The organism is Actinomyces ruminis (genome assembly GCF_002154335.2).
GTDB lineage: Bacteria > Actinomycetota > Actinomycetes > Actinomycetales > Actinomycetaceae > Actinomyces > Actinomyces ruminis.
On sequence record NZ_MTPX02000040.1, the window covers coordinates 1 to 24436 of the forward strand.

Consider the following 24436-nt stretch of genomic DNA (forward strand, 5'->3'; position numbering starts at 1 on the left):
CTGGGGGATCGCGGTTGTCGGTATCGGGGGTGGGTATTAGCGGGCTCGTCGTGGTAGGCGTCAGAAGCGGCTGCCCGCAACGCCGCCGCGCAGCAGCAGTACGACCTGCCGCAGCAGCCGGGCCGCTGAGCCGACGCCGCTCTCAGCCGAGCTTGAAGGCGCGGCGGGGGATCGTGTCGACGAGATCGTGGGCCACGGCCGCCGCCTCGTCCATACCCAGTCGGTGCTCGACCACCAGCCGTGCCAGGAAACCGGCGTCGCAGCGGCGCGCAATGCCATGGCGCGCTGGGATCGAGCAGAAGGCTCGGGTGTCGTCGATGAAGCCGGAGGTCTTGTAGAAGGTCGCCGCACCGGTCGTCGCCTCTCGGAAGCGCACGATCGCATCCGGCTCGTCGATGAACCACCACGGCACCCCCACGTACACCGCCCGGTACCAGCCCGCCAGGGGCGCCAGCTCGCGGGAGTAGACCGACTCGTCCATGGTGAAGGGGATCAGGTGGAAGCCGTCGGCGTTGCCGTAGGCGTCCAGCAGGGGCTGCAGGGCGCGGGTGAACTCCACCGTTGTGGGGATGTCCCCGCCCACGTCCGCGCCGTACCGGGCCAGTGCCCCGGAGTCGTGGTTGCGGAACACGGCCGGGTGCAGCGTCATCACCAAACCGTCGTCCACCGCCAGGCGCGCCTGATCGTTTAGCATGTGCCGCCGCAGCCGGGCGGCGTCGCCGGCATCGATCCGCCCTGCCAGAGCGCGTGCGTACAACACCTCCGCCTCCGCGTCCTCCAGGCGCTGGGTGCCCGCATCCGCATGCGAGTGATCAGAGGAGACCGCTCCACACGCCTTGAAGAATGCCCGCCGACGCCGCATCGCCTCCACATGCCCGGCATAGGTGGACACGTCCTGGTCGGCAGCTCGTCCCAGCGCCTCGGTCAGTGCCCGCCAGTCGGGCCGGGCAGGCTCCAGGTAGGCGTCGGGCCGGAACGTCGGGATCACTCGGCCGTTCCAATCCGGATCGGCGGTGAGGGCGCGGTGGGCGGCCAGGTCCGAGCAGGGATCGTCCGTCGTCGCCAGCACTGCGATGTTGAAGCGCTCGTACAGCGCCCGGGCCGTGAAGCGCTCGGTTTGCAGGGCGGCGTCGATCTGGTCGTAGATGGCGTCCGCGGTGGCGGCCGACGGCCGCACTCGCACCCCGAACACGTCGTGGAAGACCTCGGTGAACCAGGTCTGCACCGGTGTGCCCGCGAGCAGGTGCCAGTGCTCGCACAGCAGCCGGAATGCCATCCGCGACTGCTCCGGGCTCAGCCCGCTTCCCACCGGGACGCCCAGATCCGCCAGTTCCACCCCAGCCAGGGAGTGCAGCAGCCGATTCGTGTAGTGGTCCGGGGTGAGCAGCAGGCTGGTGGGGTCGGCAAAGGAGATGTCCTGTGCCAGCCACTCGGGCGGGACGTGCCCGTGCGGGGAGATGATCGGCGCCTCGGCCACCTGTGCCAACAGTTCGCGTGCGACCGCACGGGTGGTCGGGTCGGCGGGCAGCAGTCGGTCGGGGTCGAGAGTGAGGGGCTGGGACGCTGTTGAGGCGGACACGGCGGTCTCCTATATGACTGGTGTTTGATACTGGGGGCATGGAAGCGGACGACGCCGGTCGTGGTCGACTCGCGCGCGGGGAGTCGGCGCCGGGCGTGACGACGACGGGCTCAGGTGATCTCCGGCAGAACAGGTGCCGCTCCGGGCGCCGGGCCGACGCTCTGGCGCTCCTGCAGGGACATTTCCAACATGGTGACCGCCGGTTGCGGCTGGGACCGATGGCGTAGGTGCCCGACGATCGCCGTCGCCGCTAGCGTGCCCAGCCGCCGCGCCCCGGCCGCCAGGGTGGTGAGCCCCGGGTCGGTCAGGGCGGAAAGGTCCACGTTGTCCACGCCGATGATCGACACCTCCTCAGGCACGCGCAGCCCGCGGGCGAGCGCCGCCTTCATGAAGCCGATCGCCAGGAGGTCGTTGTAGCCGACGACGGCGGTGGTCGGGTGGCGACTCCACACCTCCAAGGCATGCAGTCCACCACCGACGGTGGGGGAGAAGGGGCCGATCCGATGCGGGCGCAGGCCGAAGACATGGCAGGCACGGGTCAGCCCCTCCCAGCGGGTGCCGTTTGACCATGACTCCGGCGGCCCGGCCAGGTAGGTCAGTTCTCGATGCCCATGGGCAGCCAGGTACTCGACCACGGTGTGCATCCCTTGCACAGAGTCCGACAGGATCGAGGTGACACCGGGGACCCGCCGGTTCAACGACACCACCGGTATGGCTCGGTTGAACTGCTGGATAGCGGAGTTGCTCATACGGGACGAGGCCAGGACGATCCCGTCGATCAAGTGCAGCACCTTCCCGATAGCCGCGCGTTCCTCGGCGGCATTCTCCCGGGAGTCGACCAGCAGCACGGTGTAGCCATTGGCGCGGGCCGACTTTTGCAGGCCGATCATGACCCGGCTGAAGAACGGGTTGCCGACATCGGCAATCGCCAAGGCGATTACATAGGTTTCCTCCGCCGAGTCGGCAGGGCGACGTGGTCGGGTGCGTTTGTAGCCGAGTGCCTCGGCCGCCTCATGGATGCGTGCAGCGGTCTCGGTGGATACGCGGCCGGGACGTGACAGAGCCCGGGACACGGTGGATGGTGCCACGCCCACTGCGGCGGCGATGTCATAGATCGTGACCGGCTTGCGCGGTGCCGACGGCGAGGTCGCCTCGGTCGTATACGTGTCGGTCGTGTCCGCCACGGTCATTCACTTTCCTCCTTCAAACGCCGTTCCGACTCCGTCAGAATCCCGATTTCTCACGCATTCTCAACCAGCGCTCACGTACCACGAACGCGTTCTGCTTGGGTTCGCGTGACCGGGTGAACATGCCCTTCTTGTTCCCGCCGACCCGGGTGGTGCCGGTGCCGGTCTGGAAGTCGGCGAAGTTCCACATCTGCTCGCCCACGATTTCCTCGTAGGAGTCGAAGACCCGGTGGTACATCGCAAGCATGTCCGTCTGGAACTCCTCCGACCAGGGACGGCGTAGCAGGTCCCGCATGCCGGCCAGCGTGTCCGCACCGTACTCGGTGAACAGGATCGGCTTGCCCGGCGCCCGCTCGATCCAGGCATCGATCTCCGCCCGCAGCGCCGCCTCGGCGCCCGCCAGGTCTCCATTGTTGACATACCAGCCGTAGTAGCGGTTGAGCATGACCACGTCGAACAGATCAACGATCCGCTCGCGGTCCGGAGTGGAGATCATGACATTCACATAGCCGATCGGTCGGCTCGGATCCGCCTCGCGGGCCGTTGCGGCGAGCGGCTTGAAGTAATTCAGCGCCTCCTCGGTGTGGCTCTCCGGCTCGTTCGCCAGCGACCACAACACCACGCACGGATGATTCTTGTCCCGGGCGATCAACTCGCGAATGTGGTCGGCGTGAACCGCCTGGGTGCGCGCGTTGGCGTGGTCCTCACTGAAAAGGGGAATCGGCTCGCCTCCGAAGATGCCGCCGGCGATGGCCGTATTTAGGCCGACCGCGGCCGTTTCATCAATCACCACGAAGCCGCGCTCGTCGGCGTAGTCCATGACTTCTTCGGCATAGGGGTAGTGGGAGGTGCGGAAGGAGTTCGCCCCCTGCCACTCCATCAGCTCGAAGTCGTGGCTCATCAGCACCGGGTCGTGCCCCTTGCCGCGGATGAGATTGTCCTCGTGGCGGCCGTAGCCGCGGAAGTAGAAGGGCTCACCGTTGATGAGGAACTGTGAGTCGCGTACCTCCACGGTGCGCACTCCGAAGCGCTGCGGGTAGACGTCCTCGCCCTCCTCGCCGACGGCGTGTGTCTCCAGCGTGTACAGGTAGCCGGCGCCGGGCCGCCACAGATGTGCATCGGGGATGATCACCTCGCCTGTGGCGCCGTCAGCCCGGGCCACCGGAGCACCGTCGGCGTCCTTGACGATCACGTACACGTGCTCTGCGCCCTCCGCCTCAACGGTGTAGGTGCAGCGTCCAATGGTGCCCTCGGGCCCGTTGGCGTAGGCGGTGACAATGGTGACGTCGGTGACCGCAACCGAGGGCCTGGTGTACAGCTTGACCGGGCGATGGATGCCCGCGTAGTTGAAAAAGTCGTGGAAGTAGCGTTGTACGGGACGCCCCTGGGAGTCCTCCTCGAGGAATCCTACGGGTATTGACTGCCAGGACAGTCGGTTGTCCACCCGCACGGTGATGCGGAACGTCTGCCCCGGCGTCACCTGCTCGGTGATGTCTGCCTCGAAAGGTAGGTAACCGCCCAGGTGCTCGGCGACCTCCACGCCGTCGACCCATACGCGTGCGTCATGAGTGACGGAACCGAAGCGCAGGATGAGGCGATCCCGGCCCAGATTGTGCGGGGCGACGGCGTCGCGCTCATACCAGGCCGGGCCCACGTGGTCATGGATCTCGGGCTCGATGGTGACGTCGTTGTAGGAGGCGGGCACCGGCATGGGACGGGCCGCGGGCAGCGGCGCCGCGAACCAGCCCTCGGTCTGGCCAACATCGCCGGAATCGAGCTGGAAGCGCCATACGCCGTCCAGACTCATGACGTCGCGTGAGGCGGAGTTGCGCACGGACAGCATGAGAGGCTCCTTCACCTATCGGACCGGAATTTGTGACCCTGCGGCGGGCCTCAGCCGCGCGGAGTCAATTCGCGGCGGGCAACCCCACCATCACACAACCTAACCCAAGCCATGCCAGCAAGTTGCCATAAGTTGCCAAACATGGTGGCCGGAGACAAGGTCACCTGTTACTGGCAATGGCTAAACCCAGAGGGTCGTTGTGTGTGGGCGTGGTGGTTGGCGGTGTGGGCATCGGCTCCTGGCCCTACGCAACCGCGTCGTCTACTGCGCCGATTGACCGTTGAGTACGTCTCTTCGGCGTCTACTACGCCTGTCAGGCCTGTGTTGAAGGATCCGGAACTATTCAACGAACAGCTAAGTGACGTGGTAGGGCGCTTACCGGCGTAGTAGACGGCTTGTTCGTAGACATGAAGACGCCGTCCGTCTCGCGTCGCGGCCCAGGCTCGCATGTGGAGCGTCCGGTCCGGACGGCCCGGCCCACACCCCTGAATCCGCCGAGCCGCATTTAGCTGCCGTCGCGACGGATCGCCCAGCAGACCGACAAGAAGAACTCGGTGCACGCTGCAGGCACATCGAGTCTGTTGCCGGGCAAAGGACGATTGTTGCCAAGCGGCAACTGTTGGCAACCACGGCGCCCAGTTGTGCTGCGGAGGGAGACTGATGCCGAGTTCGAAACACATCTAATGGCGCTCTGAAGGATTGCTCGGATGAACGTACTCTTCACTCGCGGCGCTGTGGCCCGGGTGGTGAAACGACTATTTGAGCGCAACCGCACCGAGATGCGAGCTCAACTACACACCGACACGCGGGGAGCTTGGCGCCACTCCGCGTAGTGACGCAGAAGAAGGAGTTCAAGCACCAATGCAGTTGCTGAACAAACTGACCAGTTGTGTGACAACCCCGTCCGGGTTGAGCGGTACGCTCGACGGGCGGCACTCGATCGACATTGAGATCCTGGACAATGATTTGGCGCGTGTATGGATTCGCCGAGACGGCGAGAGCCGGTTGACCCGCACATGGACTGTCGTTGCCGGAGATGACGACGTTCCGTGGGAGGGGCGAGACCGTTCAGATACCTCAGGCTTTCCTCGGCCGCCCGTGACCGCTGTTGTAAAGGAAGATGGTTCCGCAACCATTGAATCTGGCCGCATACGGCTCACCGTAAGCTCTGACCCATTCCGTATAGATGCCTCGTGGAAGGGCGCAGATGGTTGGCATACGCTGGTAAGCGACAGGGCGACCGGTGCGTACTACCTAGGATCGGACGCTGTAGAAGGGCGCGAGAGCGCGTTTCCGTATCGCACCGACGTGGCGCACTTCCAGTACATGGATGAGTCTAACCCAATATTCGGCCTCGGTGACAAGACCGGGCCACTCGACCGGATGAACGGTCGCTACGAGTTATCATGCCAGGACGCGATGGGTTACGACTCGACACTGACTGATCCGCTCTACAAGCACACGCCGTTCACCATAACGAAGACCCCGAATGGAAGCTTTGGAGTGTTCTACGACAACTTAGCTCACGGGTCGTATGACTTGGGGAAGACCAAGGATAACTATCACAAGCGCTTCCGCACCTGGAGGGCCGACGACGGCGATATCGATTACTATCTCATGTTTGGAGACGCCGTAGAAGATGTCACCCGGGCATTCGTGCGCCTGACGGGTCGTCCCCAGTTCCCACCGAAGTGGACTCTGAACTATTCCCAATCAACGATGACATACCCGGATGCTCCCGATGCATCCGACCAGCTTTTGAAATTCATCGACCTAGTGAAAAAACACCGCATCCCGTGTGGCTCCTTCCAGATGGGCAGCGGCTACACCTCGATCAACGGTAAGCGGTACTATTTCCACTGGAATCGAGACAAGTTTCCGGATCCAGCAGCCACGATCAAGGCATTCCATGACGCCGGTATGAATTTCACCGCTAATATCAAGCCCTGCTTCCTTATTGATCACCCGATGTATGAGGAAATGAAGGAGCTCGGGCTCTTCATCAAGGATCCACGCACAGGAGGTCCTGAAGTCAGTGCGTTCTGGGACGAGCAGGGCTCGCATCTTGACTTCACCAACCCCGAGGCTGTCGAGTGGTGGAAGAAACAGGTCAAGGAGCAACTGCTAGAATACGGCATCGACGTCGCGTGGAATGACAACAACGAGTTCGAGGTATGGGACGAGAATGCCATCTGCGACGGGTTCGGCGATCCGCTGCCAGTCGGCCTGATGCGACCGGTTCAGTCGATGCTCATGATTCGGGCGTCGCTGGACGCCCAGTCGGAGTTCGATCCAGAGCGTCGTCAGTTCTCGGTAGTCCGTTCCGGCGGACCTGGCATCCAGCGCTATGCACAGACGTGGTCCGGTGACAACTACACCTCATGGCAGACGATCAAGGGCAATATTCGTCAGGGCCTGAGTATGACCCTGTCGGGCATGTACAACACCGGTCATGATGTCGGTGGATTCGCTGGACCGGCTCCAGACGCCGAGCTGCTGACGCGTTGGATTGAACATGCAATCACGAGCCCGCGCTTCCTGTTCAACTCCTGGCATGATGACCAGACCGTAAACGAGCCGTGGACCCACCTGGAGACACTCGACTCGGTGCGGGAAACGATCAACCTGCGTACTCGCATGGCTCCGTTCATGTACAACCTGTTGCATGAGGCGTCGGAGAACTTCGAACCGATACTCCATCCGACGTTCACGATCGACGAGAGTGATCCTGAGCTTTGGAAAGACACCGACGACTTCCTCCTCGGGCACGATATCCTCGTCGCCGCAGTAACGGAGCCTGGGCAGCGTCGTCGCAAGGTTTATTTGCCCCAGGTTGCCGGCGGATGGTACGACCCCTACACCGGCGACCACTATCGGGCTACACGCACCCACGTCTTCCTGGACGCACCGCTTGATCGCCTTCCCGCACTGGTGCGTGCCGGTTCAGCGATTCCGACAGGCGGCATCCCCGAGCAATCGGCACAGGCGAAGGATGACGAGCGTACCCTGAACCTATTCCCGCCAGTTGTAGGGGATCGCGCCGAAGGCGTGTTTTACGATGACGACGGAAAGACCAACGCTTATCTCGACGGAGAGTGGCTGAAAGTCCATTGGACGCAGGAAGCTTCCGAAGAGGCTGTGGACCTCACCGTTGCGTTCGAAGGCTCCTATAAGCCCGAGTGGGAGGAGCTCTACGTGCGTCTGCCCAAGGGGGACCGGCGCCAACTGCGCATCCATGTGGCGGGCGGCGCACCGGTGCGGGTCGTATCTGCCTGATAGATGGCGAGAAGGTGTGCGCCGTCCGAAGTCGCACCTCGTACTTGTGAGCATGGATGGCGCGCGCCTGAAGTGCTGGCTTCGTCTATTGGATTGTTAACGACAGGATATAGTGATGGACGAGAAATACCGTAATAGTCGCATCTATACGCCGCGCGGAAGAATCGGGCTCGGGAGGGCCATCGGTTTCGGTGTGACCGACCTGATGGGTGGCGGAGCCGTCGCCATCGTGGGTGCTTGGCTGCTGTTCTTCTATACGACATATGCCGGCTTGTCTGCGACACAGGGGGCTTCCATCCTGCGATCGCCAAGCTGGTTGACGCAGTTACGAGCCTGGTCATGGGGAATGTGACTGACCAGCTTTACCGCACTAGGATCGGGCAGCGATTCGGAAGGCGCCACTTCTTCTTGTTGATCGGGATACCGGCAATCTTCGTGTTCGCCATCCTGTGGGTCGACGGCATGAGTTACTGGTACTATCTGACCACGTACCTGCTCTTTGAGATCGTTGTTGCGATGGTTCTCATTCCTTGGGAGACGCTTCCCAATGAAATGACGACCGATTATGTTGAGCGCACAAAGATGTCGTCGGCCCGGCTGGTCATGTCGGGGTTGGCCACATTCCTAGCGACGTTCGTGCCGGGTCGGTTGTTCAAGCTGTTGGGGGAGAACTCCGCGACCCCTTATCTAGTGAATGGCTTTATTTTCGCAACGATCTTCGCTATCTGCATCGCCATTTCTTGGGGTACCACGTGGGAGCACTTCGTGGATGCTCGTGAGGCTGCTTTGCTTGACCAGGGGCAGGAGAAGTTCAGTCTTAAGTCTGCCCTGAAGGACTATGTATCGACGTTGCGCATCAAGAGCTTCCGCAAGCAGTTTGTCATTTACCTGTTCTCGTTCACGTCGATGGACACGTGGAGTGCCGTCTTCGTCTACTACGTGGTTTCTGTTCTGGGGCGCGATTCGTCCGTGGCTGCAAACGTCTCCTCCCTGAGCTTCCTTGGCATATTTGTGACGATGTTCTGTGGGTATCTCTTCACTAAGATCACTGCGAGGCAACTGTGGTCCATAGCATTCACGATCGTGTTGGCGAGTTCTGCAGGTTGGTGGCTACTGTCTACGACTAACCCCTCGAACATGACGACATGGCTCATCGTGATTGGCGTTATCTATCAGATTGGCCGTCCGATGTACGTGTTCGTTCCCTGGAATATCTTCCCGTTTATCCCTGACGTGGATGAGATGGTCACCGGACACAAGCGTGCCGGTGTGTTTGCCGCCGTAATGACCTTCGTCCGTAAGTCTACGGTGGCGTTGGCAACGATGATTGTAGGTGTGCTGCTGGACGCATCCGGCTATATTGAGGGTCAGACCGAACAGACCGCGTCGGCTCAGCACATGATCGTGGCTATCCTGTCGATTGGGGTAGCGGTCTTGATACTTATTGCGTTCGGCACGGCGCTTACGTTCAAGCTCACCCGAGAGACCCACCAGATCATCGTTGACGAGATCGACCGTCTTAAGGCCGGCGGATCTACGGCAGATGCGACTGCGGAGACGAAGAGGGTGGTGAAGGAACTCAGCGGAGTGGAATACGATAGCATCCGTGCGTGGGACAACTACGTCGCGGAAGCCCATGCAGATCATGCCGCGGAGTGATCGATGGTTCGGACCTGTGGCACCGGCGGCGTAGCGCTGAGCAGGGTGGTCCGGCCGGTGCCACAGGTCTACGTCCTTATCGCGTTTCGAAGGGTAGGGGACGTGGTATGCCGGCGCATGCGGGAGTTGTGTTCTCGGGAGCCGTGTCCACGGAGGTGCGGCGTATTGTGTGTGGTGTTGAACCCGGTAATTGTGGCGGCGTTCGTACGTCGACTTGGTGTTGGCTGCTGTGAATTCTTCGACGTTGGCGTTTTGAGCGGCAATGGCGGTAAGTACGAGTCGGGTGGTCCAGGGCCGTATCGACGATGGCGCTTGCCGCAGGGGCCATCATGCGGCGGCGTTGTTCTCTCGGTGTGAGCCGAGACGGGTTGGAAGGGCGTACTTCTGCATATTGTGTGCAATTATTGGCAACAACGTTTGTGCTGGGTGATTATGTGGATACCTTTAGTGCGCTTGTTTATGCTGGCAGCGGGCTCCGCCCGATGTGAATGATGAGCCAATCTACCGTAAGGGAGTCGGCAACTCATGAGACTGACCATTGACGGTCTGCAGGATCGGGACGCGTACCGGGATGCCGGCGTCGCGGTGCCCGCGTTCGACGTCGCCGCCATGCAGGCGGCGGGCCGCGCCCGGCCGCGCTGGCTGCACCTGGGCGCCGGCAACATTTTCCGCGTCTTTCTGGCCCGCATTGCCGACGACCTTATTGCCGCCGGACACCACTGGCCGATTACCGGCGTCGTCACCACCGACCCGGCCGGCTTCGATGCCCGGCTCGGCGCCCACGACCTGCTCACCCTGTCTGTAACCCTCAACCCCGATGGCGGTCGCGACCTGCGCGCCATCGCCGGCCTGTCCGAGGGGCTGGCGACGCGGCGCGAGGCGGATCTCGCCCGCCTCTTCATGCTCGCCGGCGACCCCGAGGTCACCCTCGTCTCCCTGACCATCACCGAGAAGGGGTACGCCGTCCACGACGGCGCAGGCCGACTCCTGCCCGAGGTCGCCGACGCCGTTGCCACCGGACCCCGCGGATACCAGTCGCACGCCATGGCGCTGCTGGCCGGGCTGCTGCTGACTCGCTACGAGGCCGGCGGCGCCCCCATCACCCTGATGAGTTGCGACAACTTCAGCCACAACGGCGACCGACTGCGCGAGGCGATCGACGTCGTCGCCCGCGGTTGGGTCGATGCGGGCACGGCGCCCGAGGTCTTTCTCGACTGGCTCGCCGATCCGACCCGCGTGGCCTTCCCCATCACCGTCATCGACAAGATCACCCCCCGCCCCAGCCCAGCTGTCAGCGAGGACCTGGCTCGGCTGGGCTTCACCGACATGGGGCTGACCGCCCACGGGCGCACCCCTCAGGCCGGCTTCGTCAACACCGAACCCACCGAGTACCTCATCATCGAGGACGCCTTCGCCGCGGCTCGCCCGCCATTCGAACAGGCCAGGGCGCACGTCGTCGCGCGCGAGGTGTGTGACGACTTCGAGAACATGAAGGTGACCACCTGCCTCAACCCGCTGCACACCGCTCTGGCCGTCGCCGGCTGCCTGCTGCGCATGCCCACCATCGACGCCGAGATGCGCGATCCGGCCCTGGCGGCGCTCGTGAACCGGCTGGGTTGGGACGAGGGCCTGCCGGTGGTCTCCGATCCCGGCGTGGTCGCCCCCGCGGACTTCCTCACCGAGGTGCTCGGCACCCGCTTCACCAACCCCTACCTGCCCGACGATCCGGCCCGCATCGCCATGGACACCTCGCAGAAGCTGCCCATTCGCTTCGGCCAGACCCTGCTGCGCTACCGCGACCGCGGCCTGGAAATGGACACACTCACGGCGATCCCGTTGGTGATCGCCCTGTGGTGCCGCTATCTGACCGGCATCGCCGACGACGGCGCCCCCTTCACCCCGTCCTCCGACCCCCGCTACGAGGAGCTCCACGCCCATGTGGCCGACCTGCGCCTGGACGGATCCGCCGAGGTCGGAGTCGTTCACGCCGCGCTGCAACCGATCCTGTCCGATCCGACCCTGTTCGCCCTGGACCTGTACACCACCCCGCTGGCTGCCAAGATCGAGGCGCTTACGACCCAGCTTTTTGCCGGTCCCGGTGCCGTGCGCGCCACCATTGAGGAGGAGATGCTGCCATGAAAATGACCTTCCGCTGGTACGGGGAGGCCTACGACCCCATCCCTCTGGAGCATGTGCGCCAGGTTCCCGGCATGACCGGCATCATGGGGGTGCTGGATCAGTACGCCGCGGGCGAGGTCTGGGGCCGGGAGGACATCGGGGCGCTGGTGGATCAGGTGCATGCCCAGCACCTGGAGTGCGAGGTCATCGAGTCGGTCAATGTCCACGAGGACATCAAACTGGGTCTGCCCAGCCGGGACACCTACATCGCCAACTACTGCCAGACCCTGGAGAACCTGGCGGCATTCGGTGTCAAGGTGGTCATCTACAACTTCATGCCGGTGTTCGACTGGCTGCGCACCGAGCTGTATCACCGCAACGCCGACGGATCGACCTGCCTGTACTACAACCACGCCGACGTCGAGGGCATGGGGCCGCGCGAGATCGTCACCATGACCGAGCGTGCCTCCGGCGGACTGACCCTGCCCGGCTGGGAGCCCGAGCGGCTGGGTCGGCTGGAGGAGGTGCTTTCCCTGTACGAGGGCATCGACCACGCGCAGATGCGCGAGCACTACCGCTACTTCCTCCAGGGCGTCATCCCCACCTGCGAGAGGGTGGGCATCCGCCTGGCCGTCCACCCCGATGATCCCGCCTGGGACCTGTTCGGCCTGCCGCGCGTGTGCAAGAACCGCGACGACCTGGACGCCATCGTCCGCCTGGTCGACTCCCCGGCCAACTCCCTGTGCGTGTGTTCCGGCTCGCTCGGTTCCAACCCCGACAACGACGTGCCCGCCATCTTCCGCGAATTCGGCGAGCGTGGCCGCATCGCAGCCGCCCATGTGCGCAACGTCAAGCACCTGGGTCCCAAGCACTTCCAAGAGGCTCAGCACCTGTCCGCCGACGGCAGCCTGGACATGGCCGCAATCGTCGAGGCCATTTACGACACCTGCCCGGACGTGTACGTGCGCCCCGACCACGGCCGCATGATCTGGGGCGAGACAGGCCGTCCCGGCTACCCGCTGTATGACCGCGCCCTGGGAGCCACCTACATCAACGGCCTGTACGAGGCCACCGCCAAGCTCAAGTCCCGCCCCGCCCCGCGGGGTCGGTCGATCCGGCGGCACGAGTAGCATGTCGAAACCGGCACAAGTGGCGTGTCGAGCCCGGTGGAGACAACGCGCCTGCGAACCGGGATACGCGCGGAGAGGAGACAGCAATGATGCAACCGAGTAGAGAAACAAGCGGAGCAACTGAGCGGGATGAGGCGGCAGCGAAGTCGCCCCTCGCTGCGCTACTGGCCGCCAACCCGGTGGTGCCCGTGGTCGTCGTTGACTCCGCCGAGGACGGAGTCAACGTCGGCAAGGCCCTGGTGGCCGGCGGCATCACGACGGCGGAGGTCACGTTCCGCACCGCCGCGGGCGCCGATGCCATCCGTGCCATGCAGGAGGTCGAGGGACTGACGGTTGGAGCCGGCACCGTCATCAACACCGCGCAGGTCGAGGCCGCCGTGGCCGCAGGTGCGAAGTACATCGTCTCCCCGGGCTTCAGCGCCGACGTTGTACGCGCCACTCTCGACGCCGGGATCATCTCGCTGCCCGCCTGCTCGGACGCCTCCTGGATCATGGCCGCCCTCGAGCTCGGCATCGACACCGTCAAGTTCTTCCCCGCTTCGATCAACGGTGGTGTGCCCGCAATCAAGGCGCTCTCCGCCGCGTTCCCCGGCTTGGGGTTCGTCCCGACCGGCGGGGTTAACGCCGACAACCTGGCCGAGTACCTGTCCGTTGACGTGATCCGCGCCTGCGGCGGCTCCTGGATGGTCAAGAAGGACCTGGTCGTTGCGGGCGACTGGGAGCAGATCACCCGCCTGTCTGCCCAGGCGATTCAGATTGCGAAGGAGTGCGGCCGATGAGCACCGACACCGAAACCACTGTTGCTGCCGGGCCGGTCTGCCCGCGTCCCGCCGAGGAGTGCCGTTATGACGTCGTCTCCTTGGGTGAGGTGATGCTGCGCCTGGACCCGGGTGAGGGGCGAGTGCGTACCGCCCGTCGCTTCGAGGTGTGGGAGGGCGGCGGCGAGTACAACGTCGCCCGTGGCCTGTCCCGCTGCTTCGGCCTGCGCGCCGGCGTGGTCACTGCGCTTGCGGACAATGAGGTCGGTCATCTGATCGAGGGCATGATCCTGGCCGGCGGTGTCGATCCCATGATCACCTGGGCGCCCTACGACGGTATTGGCCGCACCGTGCGCAACGGGTTGAACTTCACCGAGCGCGGCTTCGGGGTGCGCGGTGCCGTTGGAGTGTCCGACCGCGGAAACACCGCCATCGCCCAACTGCGGGCCGACGACGTCGACTTCGAGTACCTGTTCGGCACTCTCGGGGTGCGTTGGCTGCATACTGGCGGCATCTTCGCCGCGCTGTCCGAGTCGGCCGCCGAGGTCGCCGAGGCCGCCATGAACGCCGCCCACCGCCACGGCACGATCGTCTCCTACGACCTGAACTATCGACTCTCCCTGTGGAAGGGGATCGGTGGCATTGAGCGGGCCCAGGAGGTCAACCGGCGTCTGGCCCGGCTGGTGGATGTCATGATCGGCAACGAGGAGGACTTCACCGCCTCCCTCGGCTACGAGGTGGAGGGCGTGGACGCCAACCTGTCCAAGCTGGACACCACCGCCTTCGAGCACATGATCGAGCGGGTCACCGCCGACTTCGACAACTTCAAGGTCGCGGCCACCACCTTGCGCCAGGTGCGCACCGCCACGGTCAACGACTGGTCCGCGATCGCCTGGTCGCGGCAGGACGGTTTCGTGCGCTCCACCCAGCGGCCGGGCCTGGAGATCCTCGACCGCGTCGGCGGCGGTGACTCCTTCGCCTCCGGCCTCATTTTCGGGCTGCTCGATACCGGGGACCTGGCCACCGCCGTCGAGTACGGTGCGGCTCACGGCGCCCTGGCCATGACCACACCCGGTGACACCACCATGGCCACCAAGGCCGAGGTATTGCGGCTCGCTGCGGGCGGCGGGGCCCGCGTCCAGCGCTGACGGACCGACGACGGCGCAGCGGCCGGGCGGGGGCCCCGCAGGTCCCCGGCCGCCATGCCGCGAGTCGGCGGGAATAGTGTGTCTGTCACGGTGGTTGCGGTCTCTACACGCGTAAGCGCGTAGCCACAGACATGATCGACAGAGAGCGAGAGTCCCTGATGGAGTTCAGTCAGGTCATCAACAGGCGTCATTCGGTCCGCGATTTCACCGATCAGCCGGTGGCCCGCGAGGATCTGCTGGACATTGCCCGAGCCGCACTCACGGCGCCGTCGTGGGTGAACTCCCAGCCCTGGCGCATCTATATCGCCACGGGTACGACTCTGGCCGATATCAAGGCGCAGCACCGGGCACACGTCGACGCCGGCGATGGGGGGCACTCCGACTTCCCGGTCATGCACCGCACCGACTGGTCGCCGGACGCTCAGGCGAACATGGCCGGACTCGGCGCGCAGATCGGGGAGTACTTCGGTGACGAAGGACGGGCCTTTGCCGCCTCCCAATCCCGCCTCTTCAATGCCCAGGCGATTGCCTATCTGACCGTTCCGGTCGGCTCCTCGCAGTGTCGATCCACGACCTCGGCGGCCTGTCGATGACACTCGTCCTAGCGGCCTTCGACCAGGGACTCGGCGCGATCAACGCCTATGAACTCGTCAAGTACCCCGACGACGTCCGCCGGGTCATGGGCATCAGCGACCAGGAACTGCTCGCCGTCGGCGTCGCCCTGGGATACCCGGCCGACAATAAGCTGGGCACCTTCGCTCCCGAGCATGTGAAGGTCGATGAGGTCGTCACTCTGAAGGACTGACTCGGGGAGGCGTCGCCACGTTGACTGCCTTCAGCGCCTGTAACACGAGTTCGGCTCAACGACACGAGTTTTTGGAGGTTTGCAGGTGTTTAAGCCGTGCAGAACTCCAAAACTCGTGCGTATGGGGGCAAATGCGTGTTTGTGACGCCCGTGGCATGGTGGCGCCGGGCGCATGGACGGCCGCAGCTCACATCCACGCGGCCGGGTCGGCGACGACCTCCTCCAACAGGGACCAGGCCGCGCCGGTGACCGCCGGCGTCTGGTCCTGCGAGGTGGTGATCACCTCTGGCACCGACCAGCGCGAGGACAGCACCCGCTGCCGTAGCTCCGCTTCCAACTCGGGGCGCAAGATGTCCGCCAGCGGGGCCAGGTGCCCGCCCAGGATCACCGTGGGAATGTCCAAGACGTTGATGGCGGCGCTCAGTCCGACGCCGAGTGCCCGGGCGGCGTCGCTGACGGCCCGGCGCGCGGCGGGCGCTTGCGCCTCCCAGGCCGCCACCAACTCCTGCGGTCCGGCCGTTGCCTCCAGCCCGGCGGCTGCCAGAATGAGTCGGCGCCCTGCATAGCGTTCGACGCAGCCGCGGTTGCCGCAGGTGCACAGCGGGCCGGTCGGATCCACCTGGATGTGCCCTACCTCCCCGGCGAAGCCAGAGACCCCCAGCATGACCTGATGGTTGCGCACAATCCCCGCGCCAATGCCGTTCTCCCCGGACAGGTAGATGAAAGAGGGGGAGGAATGGAGCGCCGCGGGCCGGTCGCGCCCCGCGGTCAGGGCCCCGAAGTTGGCCTCATTGCCAGATGCAGCACCAGGCCGTCGGGCTGGAGCACCTCGGCCAGGAATGGACGTGGATCGATCCGTTCCCAACCCAGGTTGGGAGCACGCAGCAGGGTCTCGTGTGAGACCAGACCGGGGAGAGCGATGGCAGCCCCCACCTTGCGGGCTCGCCGTACGGCGTCGAGATTCAGCACATCACGGGTCAGCCTCGCCAGTTGGGGGAGGACTTCGGCGGGATCGGAGGCTTCGAAGTCGCCCAGCACCACTCGCTCGGCCAGAACCTCACCGGACAAATCAATCGCGCGCACCGCCATCCGGGAGACGTTCACCTCCAGGCCGATGGCCACGTAGGTGCCCAGGGCCGGGGCCAGCGGCACCGCCGGCCGGCCCGGTCCGGAGGCCGGAGAGGGATCCAGCTCGGTCAGGATGCCGGCCGCGACCAGATCATCGGCCAACCGAGACGCGGTTGAGCGAGTCATGCCGGTGATGGCGGCAACATCGGCGCGCGAGACTGGCGCGGGAGCGGCGAATACGTGCCTGGCCAGCAGGGCCAGGTTCGCCGTCCGCAGGCTGGACTGCCGGGCGGAGACGGGGGCTGCGGAGGCCGGGGTACGGGGGGCGAGGGACGGCGACGCTGACGTCATGCGGGTTTGAGACACACCTTGACCATACCGCACACCCGTGGCATAGTTGCGTGAGCGAACAAAATCCGGCTCGAGGAGGAACCATGGTTCGTAAGCCCACTAAGGAAGACAAGTTCTCATTCGGTCTGTGGACCGTCGGCTGGCTGGCCGCCGACCCCTTCGGCGACACCACCCGCACCGCCCTGAAGCCCTGGGAGTACGCCGAGAAGCTCGCCGAGTTGGGCGCCTGGGGCATTACCTTCCACGACAACGACGTCTTTCCCTTCGATGCCACTGATGCCGAGCGCGCCGAAATCGTCGGCAAGCTCAAGGACACGGTGGACGCCACGGGCCTGACCATTGAAATGGTCACCACCAACACCTTCACCCACCCGATCTTCAAGGACGGCGGCCTGACCAACAACGACCGCTCCATCCGGCGCTTCGGGCTGCGCAAGATCCTGCGCAATGTGGACCTGGCCGCCGAACTCGGCGCCACCACCTTCGTCATGTGGGGTGGCCGCGAGGGTGCCGAGTACGACTCCTCCAAGGACCTGGGGGCCGTATTCGACCGCTACAAGGAGGGGCTGGACACCGTCGCGCAGTACATCAAGGACCAGGGTTACAACCTGCGCATCGGTTTGGAGCCCAAGCCGAATGAGCCCCGCGGTGATATCTTCCTGCCCACCGTCGGCCACGCCCTGGCACTGATTGCCGAGCTGGACAATGGTGACATCGTCGGCCTGAACCCCGAGGTCGGCCACGAGCAGATGGCGGGTCTGAACTACACCCACGCCCTGGCACAGGCGCTGAACGCCGGCAAGCTCTTCCACATCGACCTCAACGGCCAGAAGGGCCTGAAGTACGACCAGGACCTGGTCTTCGGCCACGGCGACCTGCTCAGCGCCTTCTTCACCGTCGACCTGCTGGTCAATGGCTTCCCCGGTGGCGGTCCCCGTTACGAAGGACCCATCCACTTCGACTACAAGCCTCGCGCACCGACGGCATCGACGGCGTGTGGGAGTCCGCGGCAGCGAACATGGAGATGTACCTCCAGCTCGCGGAGAAGGCCCGCGCCTTCCGCGCCGACCCGGCCGTCCAGGAGGCCCTGAAGCTTTCTGGCATCTACGAGCTCAGTGAGCCCACTCTGGCCGAGGGAGAGACGATCGCCGATCTGCTCGCCGACCGCAGCGCCTACGAGGACTTCGACGCCGAGGCCGCCGCTGCCCGCGACTACCACTTCGTCGACCTCTACGAGAAGGCCGTTCAGCACCTCATCAGCTGAGCGCACCTTCGACTAATACAACCCGTACCCGAAGTTCAATCGGTGGCCGGCCGTGGGCTGAGCAATCGGCTCACGGCCGGCCGGCCTTCAATGTGGAAGGAAGCCCATGCCTCTCGTCGCCGGCGTCGATTCCTCGACGCAGTCCTGCAAGCTAGTCGTCCGTGACGCCGCCACCGGCGTCCTGGTGCGTGAGGCCAAGGCCTCGCACCCGGACGGCTCCGAAGTCCACCCCGATCACTGGTGGACCGCACTCAACGAAGTGATCGACGGCGTCGGCGGGCTCGACGACGTTGCCGCCCTGAGCGTGGGCGGCCAGCAGCACGGCATGGTGGTGCTCGACGCCGATGGCCAGGTAATCCGCCCTGCGCTGCTGTGGAACGACACCCGCAGCGCCGGCGCCGCCCGCGACCTGATCCGTGAGTTCGGCGACGGCGACGAGGCGGCCGGCCGCCGCGCCTGGGCCGACGCTGTCGGCTCCGTGTTGGTCGCCTCCCTGACCATTACCAAACTGCGCTGGTTGGCCGACCATGAGCCCGAGAATGCCGCTCGCATCGCCGCCATCTGCCTGCCGCACGACTGGCTTACCTGGAAGCTGTCCGGTGCCAGCTCGCTCGACACCCTGGTCACCGACCGCTCCGACGCCTCCGGCACCGGCTACTTCGACTCCGTGACCAACACCTATCGCCGCGACCTGCTTGCACGCGCCCTGCGCCGCAGCGAGGAGGAGGTGGCCGGCATCGTGCTGCCGCGCGTGGTCGGCCCGCACGAGGAAGCCGCCCGCGGCGGCATCTTCACGACGCCGTCTGGGGAGGAGCGCGATCTGACCCACCTGGTGCTCGGGCCCGGATGCGGGGACAATGCGGGCGCCGCCCTCGGACTCGGCCTGCGTCCGGGCGCCACCAGTGTCTCGCTGGGAACCTCCGGCGTGGTCGCCGCAGTCTCGGCTACCCCTACCCACGACGCCTCCGGGCTGGTCACCGGATTCGCCGACGCCACCGGTGCCTTCCTGCCGCTGGCCTGCACACTGAACGCCGCCCGCATCCTGGATGCCGCCAAGCAGGTGCTGGGGGTGTCGTACGAGGAGTTCGACCGGCTCGCACTGTCTGCCGAGCCCGGGGCCGCCGGTCTGGTGCATGTGCCCTACCTCGAGGGGGAGCGCACCCCGAACCTGCCGGAGGCCACCGGCATGCTCACCGGCATGACACTGTCCTCGCTGACCCCCGCGAACTATGCGCGCGCCGCCGTCGAGGGGCTGCTGTGCCTGATGGGGGCGTGCGTAGACGCGGTGCGCAGCCAGGGCGTCGCGATCGACGCGGTCACGCTCGTGGGCGGGGGAGTGAAGTGGGCCTGCGCCCGTGAGCTCGCTCCTGCCGTGCTTGCCGTCCCGGTGGACGTGCCCGAGCCGGGCGAGTACGTGGCCAATGGCGCTGCGAAGCAGGCCGCCTGGGTGCTCGCTGGTGGTGAGGAACCGCCCGTCTGGGAACTCGGGCCGGTAGAGCATCTGGTCGCCGAGCCTCAGCCCGAGGTGCGTGCCGCCTACGATGCGGCCGCGGCCATCGTGGCGGCATCACAGCAGAGCGCCTGAACGGTGTCCGGGCACCGTCGGAGGGAGCTCTTCGCCCGGCTCGACGGCGTCGCCGCTACCCCCGCGGCGGCGCCGTCGAACTCCGTTCCACCAGGCGGGTGGGGATCTTGACGGAACCGATGGTTCGTCTGCTGCTGGCTGACTCATCAGCGAGATCAAGCGCCGCCTCGACGGCGCGCGCCCCCATGGTCTCCAGTGCCTGGTGAATGGTGGTTAGCGGGGGAGCAGCGCACTCGGCAAGGAAGGTGTCGTCGTAGCCGACCACACTGATGTCTCCGGGGATCGACAAACCGCGTTCCCGAGCTGCTTCATACACCCCGATGGCGGAGACATCGCATGCGCACACCACCGCAGTGGGCCGCCGCTCGGGCTCCAAATCCAGTAGTTTCAGGCCCGAACGCAGACCGTTCGCATAGGTGTAGCTGTCTCCCAGCACGAGGCTGGGGTCAACCTCGACCCCGGCATCCATCATGGCCGAACGGAAGCCGAGCAACCGTTCACGGGCGGGCAGCGACCGTTCCGGGCCTGCGATGAAAGCGATGCGTTTGTGTCCCAGCGCGAGCAAGTGCTGTGTGGCCGCCATGCCACCGTTCCAGTTCGCTGATGAAATCTCCAACAGACCGTCTGGGGTCTCTTGAGCGGGATCGATGGTGATCACCGGCAGTTGTAGGGTCCGGACCGCTCGCACTTGGGAGGACGAGAGCTCCATGGTCACCAAGATGAGTGCTAGATGCCCCTCGGCTACCAGGCGACGCACCCAGGACTGCGAAGCCGATTCCCGGCGACTTGAGAAAGCGCGCACGTCGAGAATGACTCCGTGGTCGTGTGCGGCGGCGACCGCGCCTGCCAGCACACGATTGGTGTAGTAGGTGTCAAGCGTGTCGAAAACGATGGTGACGATGGGAGCGTTGCGTTCGGCTGGGGTAGGCGCCTCGTAACCGAGCTCCTCGGCGAGACTGAGAATCTGCCTACGAGTGCGGGCGGATACGTCCTGACGGCCGTTGATCGCCTTGGACACGGTTGCACGAGAAACCTTCGCGGCCGCGGCAATGGTGTCAAGCGTGACGCGTTCGCGCGAAACCACAGCGCCCTCCGTTCTCGAATCGGTACCGACTGGCTGAGAGCAGAAGCCGGTTGTGCAGGTGTTGTCCCAGTAAGCGTAATGGTCTGCCTCCACTCAGGCATTAGGCGAGAGTGTCGACTACCGGAACGCATCCTGATCCTGATGTCCTTGTCTGAACAGGAGCAACAGCCTACACTCCCAGGTGCGCGAAACGATGCGAAAACTGCCGAAATTCGACTGCGTTGGGCGTAGACGGCAGGTGCGTCACGTCATGGAGGACAGTTCACATGGCTACTTTGCCCCTACAGCTGGGCCCGCTACCCCCGGTGACCGTGTCGGAACCGGAGGACTTTGATGACTTCTGGGAGCGAACGCTGAGCCAGGCCCGCAGCTATGACCCTGCGGCCGTGCGAGTTGAGCGTACGCCCGTCGCTCAACCGCTCTCCGAAGTTCGCTATTGGGACTTCTCCTTTACTGGATTCGGCGGTCAGCGAGTTCGGGCCTGGTTGTCCAGACCGGCCAGCCGCGAAGGCGAGGTGCTGCCCTGTGTGATTCAGATCCCGGGTTACGGCCGGGGGCGCGGGCTGCCGGGAGAGAATCCATACGTAGCTGCTGCTGGCGTGGCTCACCTGCTGCTTGACGTGCGTGGGCAGGGGCTCGGATATGGAAGTGGGGGAGACACGCCCGATCTTGATGCGGGCGTTCCAGAGGCGCCGGGCGTGCTCACCCGCGGCATTACCTCACCTGAGACATATTACTACCGCCGCTTGATTACGGACGCGGTGCGCGCCGTGGATGCCATGCGGGAGCAGCCAGACATCGATGCCGGCAACATCATCGTGATGGGTAACTCGCAGGGCGGCGCCATCGCCCTCGCAGTCGCGGGGCTGGTTCCTAACTTGCGTGGAGTCACCGTGTCCGTTCCCTTCCTGTGCGATGTGCCCGCCGTATACCAGATCGCGCAGGGAGAACCGTACGCGGAACTGACGCGCTACTTAGCGGTGCGTCGCACCGGCCGCGACGCCGTCTTCCGCACACTGTCCTATGTAGACGGCGTGAACCATGCTCGGCGTGCCCAGGCCCCGTCGCTGTGGGGTCTGGGCTTGCGTGACACCTGCTGTCCCACAGTCGGGGGGCAGCAGGCGCTTGCGGCGTATGGGGGACCGGCTGAAGTTGAGATCTATCCCGACAACGGTCACGAGGGTGGCGAGTTCTACTACCTGCGCCGGCAACTCCAGTGGATTCGTGAGTGCTGTTCAGCTCCGACCCTCTAAAAGTTTCGCTGCCTGGCAATAATGGGCAACTGGCGCGCCACGTCCGTAGTAGCCCTAAAATGCGCGCAAATCTCGCATCCCAGATTTCAAACATGGAAAGACAAATGGCTTGACCTGATAGGGATGGGAGGCTACTCTGGGGCTGTCGCTGGCGAACGTCGATGCGAAAACGTTCGCTAGATCGTCAAGTCACAAGGAGGTGATGTGTCGTGGCGGAAGTGGTGGATGCAGAGTCGCCCTCGTTGCGGGCGGCGGGGCGACGTGCCCCCTCCATGCTTACGACTTCGGCCGTCAGCAAAAGACCCCGCAGACGTGCGGGACGATCCGGTAAGCGAAAGAGTAGTCGCAGGGGCGACTGGCAACTTTATACGCTCGTGGTCATCCCGGTGATCTGGTTCATCGTCTTTCGATACGCGCCCATGGTCGGCAATGTCATTGCCTTCCGCAGGTTCGTGCCGGGCGGATCCATGTACGGCGAGGAATGGGTCGGGCTGAAGTATGTCAAGATGTTCATCTCGGACCCCACCTTCTGGCGGGTGTTCCGCAATACGGTGATCATCGGTTTCTCAACCCTGCTGGTTTCATTCCCCGCGCCCATAATCTTGGCGCTGCTGCTCAATGAGGTGCGCCGAACTTGGTTCAAGAAGATCGTTCAGACCGTCTCCTACCTGCCGCACTTCCTATCGATGGTAATCATTGCGGGGATCATCATGGAGGTCGTGGCGGTGGACGGTCCGATCAACAGTCTGATCACCGCCATGGGCGGCCAGGCGGTCAACTTCATCCAGACGGCCAAGGCTTTCGTGCCCATCTACGTCGTCTCCGATGTATGGCAGACCGTGGGCTGGGGAACGATCTTGTACCTCGCGGCGCTCACCACCATTGATGAGTCGTTGTACGAGGCCGCCCAGATTGACGGCGCCAACCGCTGGCAGCAGACCTGGCACATTACGCTGCCAGGCATCCGGCCTACCATCGTGACGCTGCTTATCCTCAATGTCGGTTCGTTCCTGGCGGTGGGCTTCGAGAAGATCCTGTTGATCTACAATCCACTCACCTACGAGACCGGCGATGTCATCTCCACCTATCTGTACCGTGTGGGTCTGCAATCATCCAACTTCAGCTATGCGGCCGCTATCGGCCTGTTTGAGTCGCTGATCGGACTGATCATGGTCATGACCGCCAACTTCGCGTCGCGCAAGTTCGCCAAGACGAGTCTGTGGTGATCGGATATGCCTGTTCAAAACGTCAAGTATGACTCGCGCAGCTATCGGGTCTTCCGTCTGCTTAACACGCTCATCCTTCTGGGCGTCATCTTCGTGACGCTGTTCCCCTTCCTGAACGTCGTGGCTAAGTCCTTCTCCAGCGAGGCCGCCATCTCCGCCGGCGAGGTGAATCTCATTCCCAAGGGATTCAACGTCACCACCTATAAGGTAGTGCTGTCGGACTCGGCCTTCTGGACTGGCTACCGGAACACCATCGTGTATACGGTCGTCGCCACCTTCATCTCGCTGGTCTTCACCACCGCATTCGCCTACGTGCTGTCGAAGAAGGACTTGAAGGGCCGCAATGCGCTGGTCGGCTTCGCCGTGTTCACCATGTTCTTCAACGGCGGCCTGATCCCGAACTACATCCTGATCACCAACCTGGGCATGAAGAACACGATCTGGGCGGTGGTGCTGCCCAATGCGATCAACGTGTTCAACCTGCTGGTCATGAAGTCCTTCTTTGAGGGGCTGCCGCATGAGCTTGAAGAGGCCGGCGAACTCGACGGCCTGGGGACCTACGGGATCCTCTTCCGCATCGTGCTGCCGCTGTCAAAGGCGATCATCGCCACCATGCTCCTCTTCTACGCCGTAGCCAATTGGAACGCCTGGTTCGGGGCATTTTTGTACTTCGACGATAAGAACCTGTTCCCGGTAACCATCTACCTGCGAAACATGCTGGCGGGAGTGACTACCTCCGACTCCCTCGGAGGAGGAACCGCCGACCAGACCCAGATCTCCTCCAACCTCAGATCGGTGACCATGGTGCTCACCTCAGTGCCGATCCTTTGCGTCTACCCCTTTGTCCAGAAGTACTTCGTCACCGGGGTCACCCTCGGCTCTGTGAAGGGCTGATCAAGGCCGATACGGCAGCACGCGGCCGGTGGCGGACGCCCGTCGCAGACCCCATAACCCGCCCATCCGTACTCCTCCCAACTCATCCATCACCAGGCCGGTCACGGCCAATACCACTAGAAAGGCATTCGACGATGCGCCCTAATTTCCTTTCCCGCCCCATAACTCGCCGGCGGGCCGGAGCCCTGTTGTTCAGTACCGCGGCAGC

General features: G+C 64.3%; 19 protein-coding genes and 1 pseudogene. 14 read left to right on the plus strand and 6 right to left on the minus strand.

From position 1 onward, the window contains the following. Positions 1–142: 142 nt before the first annotated feature. The 3 genes from uxaC to uidA all read right to left on the minus strand — a co-directional run bounded on the left by uxaC (position 143) and on the right by uidA (position 4609). Positions 143–1579 carry a glucuronate isomerase gene (uxaC, locus tag BW737_RS06700; protein ID WP_086615032.1) on the minus strand — a complete coding sequence of 479 codons (1437 nt, stop codon included), beginning with the start codon at positions 1577–1579 and terminating at the stop codon, positions 143–145. A gap of 110 nt (positions 1580–1689) precedes the next feature. After that, entirely contained in the window at positions 1690–2769 is a 1080-nt protein-coding gene (locus BW737_RS06705; protein ID WP_086615031.1) for a LacI family DNA-binding transcriptional regulator, read from the minus strand. Between the two features lie 34 nt (positions 2770–2803). Further along, the gene (gene uidA / locus BW737_RS06710; RefSeq protein ID WP_086615030.1) at positions 2804–4609 is read right to left on the minus strand and encodes a beta-glucuronidase; all 1806 of its coding nucleotides are present in this window, start codon (positions 4607–4609) and stop codon (positions 2804–2806) included. 861 nt (positions 4610–5470) lie between these two features. Between uidA and BW737_RS06715 the strand changes: the two genes are divergently transcribed. The 9 genes from BW737_RS06715 (at position 5471) to BW737_RS18005 (ending at position 15503) form a co-directional block, all read left to right on the plus strand. After that, the gene (locus BW737_RS06715; protein ID WP_086615029.1) at positions 5471–7885 is read left to right on the plus strand and encodes a glycoside hydrolase family 31 protein; all 2415 of its coding nucleotides are present in this window, start codon (positions 5471–5473) and stop codon (positions 7883–7885) included. A 115-nt stretch (positions 7886–8000) separates the two neighbouring features. Next, positions 8001–8237 carry a hypothetical protein gene (locus BW737_RS16745; protein WP_218961812.1) on the plus strand — a complete coding sequence of 79 codons (237 nt, stop codon included), beginning with the start codon at positions 8001–8003 and terminating at the stop codon, positions 8235–8237. Further along, positions 8234–9544, plus strand: coding sequence for an MFS transporter (locus tag BW737_RS06720; protein ID WP_257210568.1), 1311 nt, complete (start codon positions 8234–8236; stop codon positions 9542–9544). The genes BW737_RS16745 and BW737_RS06720 overlap by 4 nt, the downstream gene beginning before the upstream one ends. 525 nt (positions 9545–10069) lie before the next feature. Next, a complete protein-coding gene (locus BW737_RS06725) occupies positions 10070–11683 on the plus strand; it encodes a mannitol dehydrogenase family protein (protein WP_086615028.1) in 1614 nt (537 codons plus the stop codon). Continuing rightward, positions 11680–12792 (plus strand): mannonate dehydratase, encoded by a 1113-nt coding sequence (gene uxuA / locus BW737_RS06730; RefSeq protein WP_086615027.1) that lies wholly within the window; start codon positions 11680–11682, stop codon positions 12790–12792. The genes BW737_RS06725 and uxuA overlap by 4 nt, the downstream gene beginning before the upstream one ends. Before the next feature lie 86 nt (positions 12793–12878). Continuing rightward, positions 12879–13571 (plus strand): bifunctional 4-hydroxy-2-oxoglutarate aldolase/2-dehydro-3-deoxy-phosphogluconate aldolase, encoded by a 693-nt coding sequence (eda, locus tag BW737_RS06735; RefSeq protein WP_256329512.1) that lies wholly within the window; start codon positions 12879–12881, stop codon positions 13569–13571. After that, on the plus strand, positions 13568–14698 hold the full coding sequence (locus BW737_RS06740; protein WP_086615026.1) for a sugar kinase: 1131 nt from the start codon (positions 13568–13570) through the stop codon (positions 14696–14698). Before eda ends, BW737_RS06740 begins: the two co-directional genes overlap by 4 nt. Positions 14699–14856: 158 nt before the next feature. Further along, positions 14857–15291, plus strand: coding sequence for a nitroreductase family protein (locus tag BW737_RS06745; protein WP_257210569.1), 435 nt, complete (start codon positions 14857–14859; stop codon positions 15289–15291). Then, entirely contained in the window at positions 15258–15503 is a 246-nt protein-coding gene (locus tag BW737_RS18005) for a nitroreductase family protein (RefSeq protein ID WP_257210570.1), read from the plus strand. The genes BW737_RS06745 and BW737_RS18005 overlap by 34 nt, the downstream gene beginning before the upstream one ends. Positions 15504–15690: 187 nt before the next feature. Here the strand turns inward: BW737_RS18005 and BW737_RS18010 are convergent, their stop codons facing one another. Both BW737_RS18010 and BW737_RS18015 read right to left on the minus strand, forming a co-directional pair. Next, on the minus strand, positions 15691–16185 hold the full coding sequence (locus BW737_RS18010; RefSeq protein WP_257210571.1) for an ROK family protein: 495 nt from the start codon (positions 16183–16185) through the stop codon (positions 15691–15693). 86 nt (positions 16186–16271) lie between these two features. After that, positions 16272–16922: a MarR family transcriptional regulator gene (locus BW737_RS18015; RefSeq protein WP_257210572.1), complete on the minus strand. Its 651-nt coding sequence runs from the start codon at positions 16920–16922 to the stop codon at positions 16272–16274. Between the two features lie 83 nt (positions 16923–17005). Between BW737_RS18015 and xylA the strand changes: the two are divergent. After that, positions 17006–18186, plus strand: a pseudogene (xylA, locus tag BW737_RS06755) (xylose isomerase). Positions 18187–18292: 106 nt separating this feature from the next. Beyond that, positions 18293–19771 (plus strand): xylulokinase, encoded by a 1479-nt coding sequence (locus BW737_RS06760; RefSeq protein ID WP_086615025.1) that lies wholly within the window; start codon positions 18293–18295, stop codon positions 19769–19771. A 55-nt stretch (positions 19772–19826) separates the two neighbouring features. Here the strand turns inward: BW737_RS06760 and BW737_RS06765 are convergent, their stop codons facing one another. Further along, the gene (locus tag BW737_RS06765) at positions 19827–20948 is read right to left on the minus strand and encodes a LacI family DNA-binding transcriptional regulator (protein ID WP_086615024.1); all 1122 of its coding nucleotides are present in this window, start codon (positions 20946–20948) and stop codon (positions 19827–19829) included. A gap of 173 nt (positions 20949–21121) precedes the next feature. On the opposite strand from BW737_RS06765, the gene BW737_RS06770 reads away from it, so the two are divergent. From BW737_RS06770 to BW737_RS06780, 3 genes are all read left to right on the plus strand, one after another. Further along, the gene (locus tag BW737_RS06770; protein WP_086615023.1) at positions 21122–22108 is read left to right on the plus strand and encodes an acetylxylan esterase; all 987 of its coding nucleotides are present in this window, start codon (positions 21122–21124) and stop codon (positions 22106–22108) included. A 374-nt stretch (positions 22109–22482) separates the two neighbouring features. Then, a complete protein-coding gene (locus BW737_RS06775) occupies positions 22483–23334 on the plus strand; it encodes an ABC transporter permease (protein WP_218961814.1) in 852 nt (283 codons plus the stop codon). A 6-nt stretch (positions 23335–23340) separates the two neighbouring features. Next, a complete protein-coding gene (locus BW737_RS06780; RefSeq protein WP_086615022.1) occupies positions 23341–24228 on the plus strand; it encodes a carbohydrate ABC transporter permease in 888 nt (295 codons plus the stop codon). Positions 24229–24436: the final 208 nt, after the last annotated feature.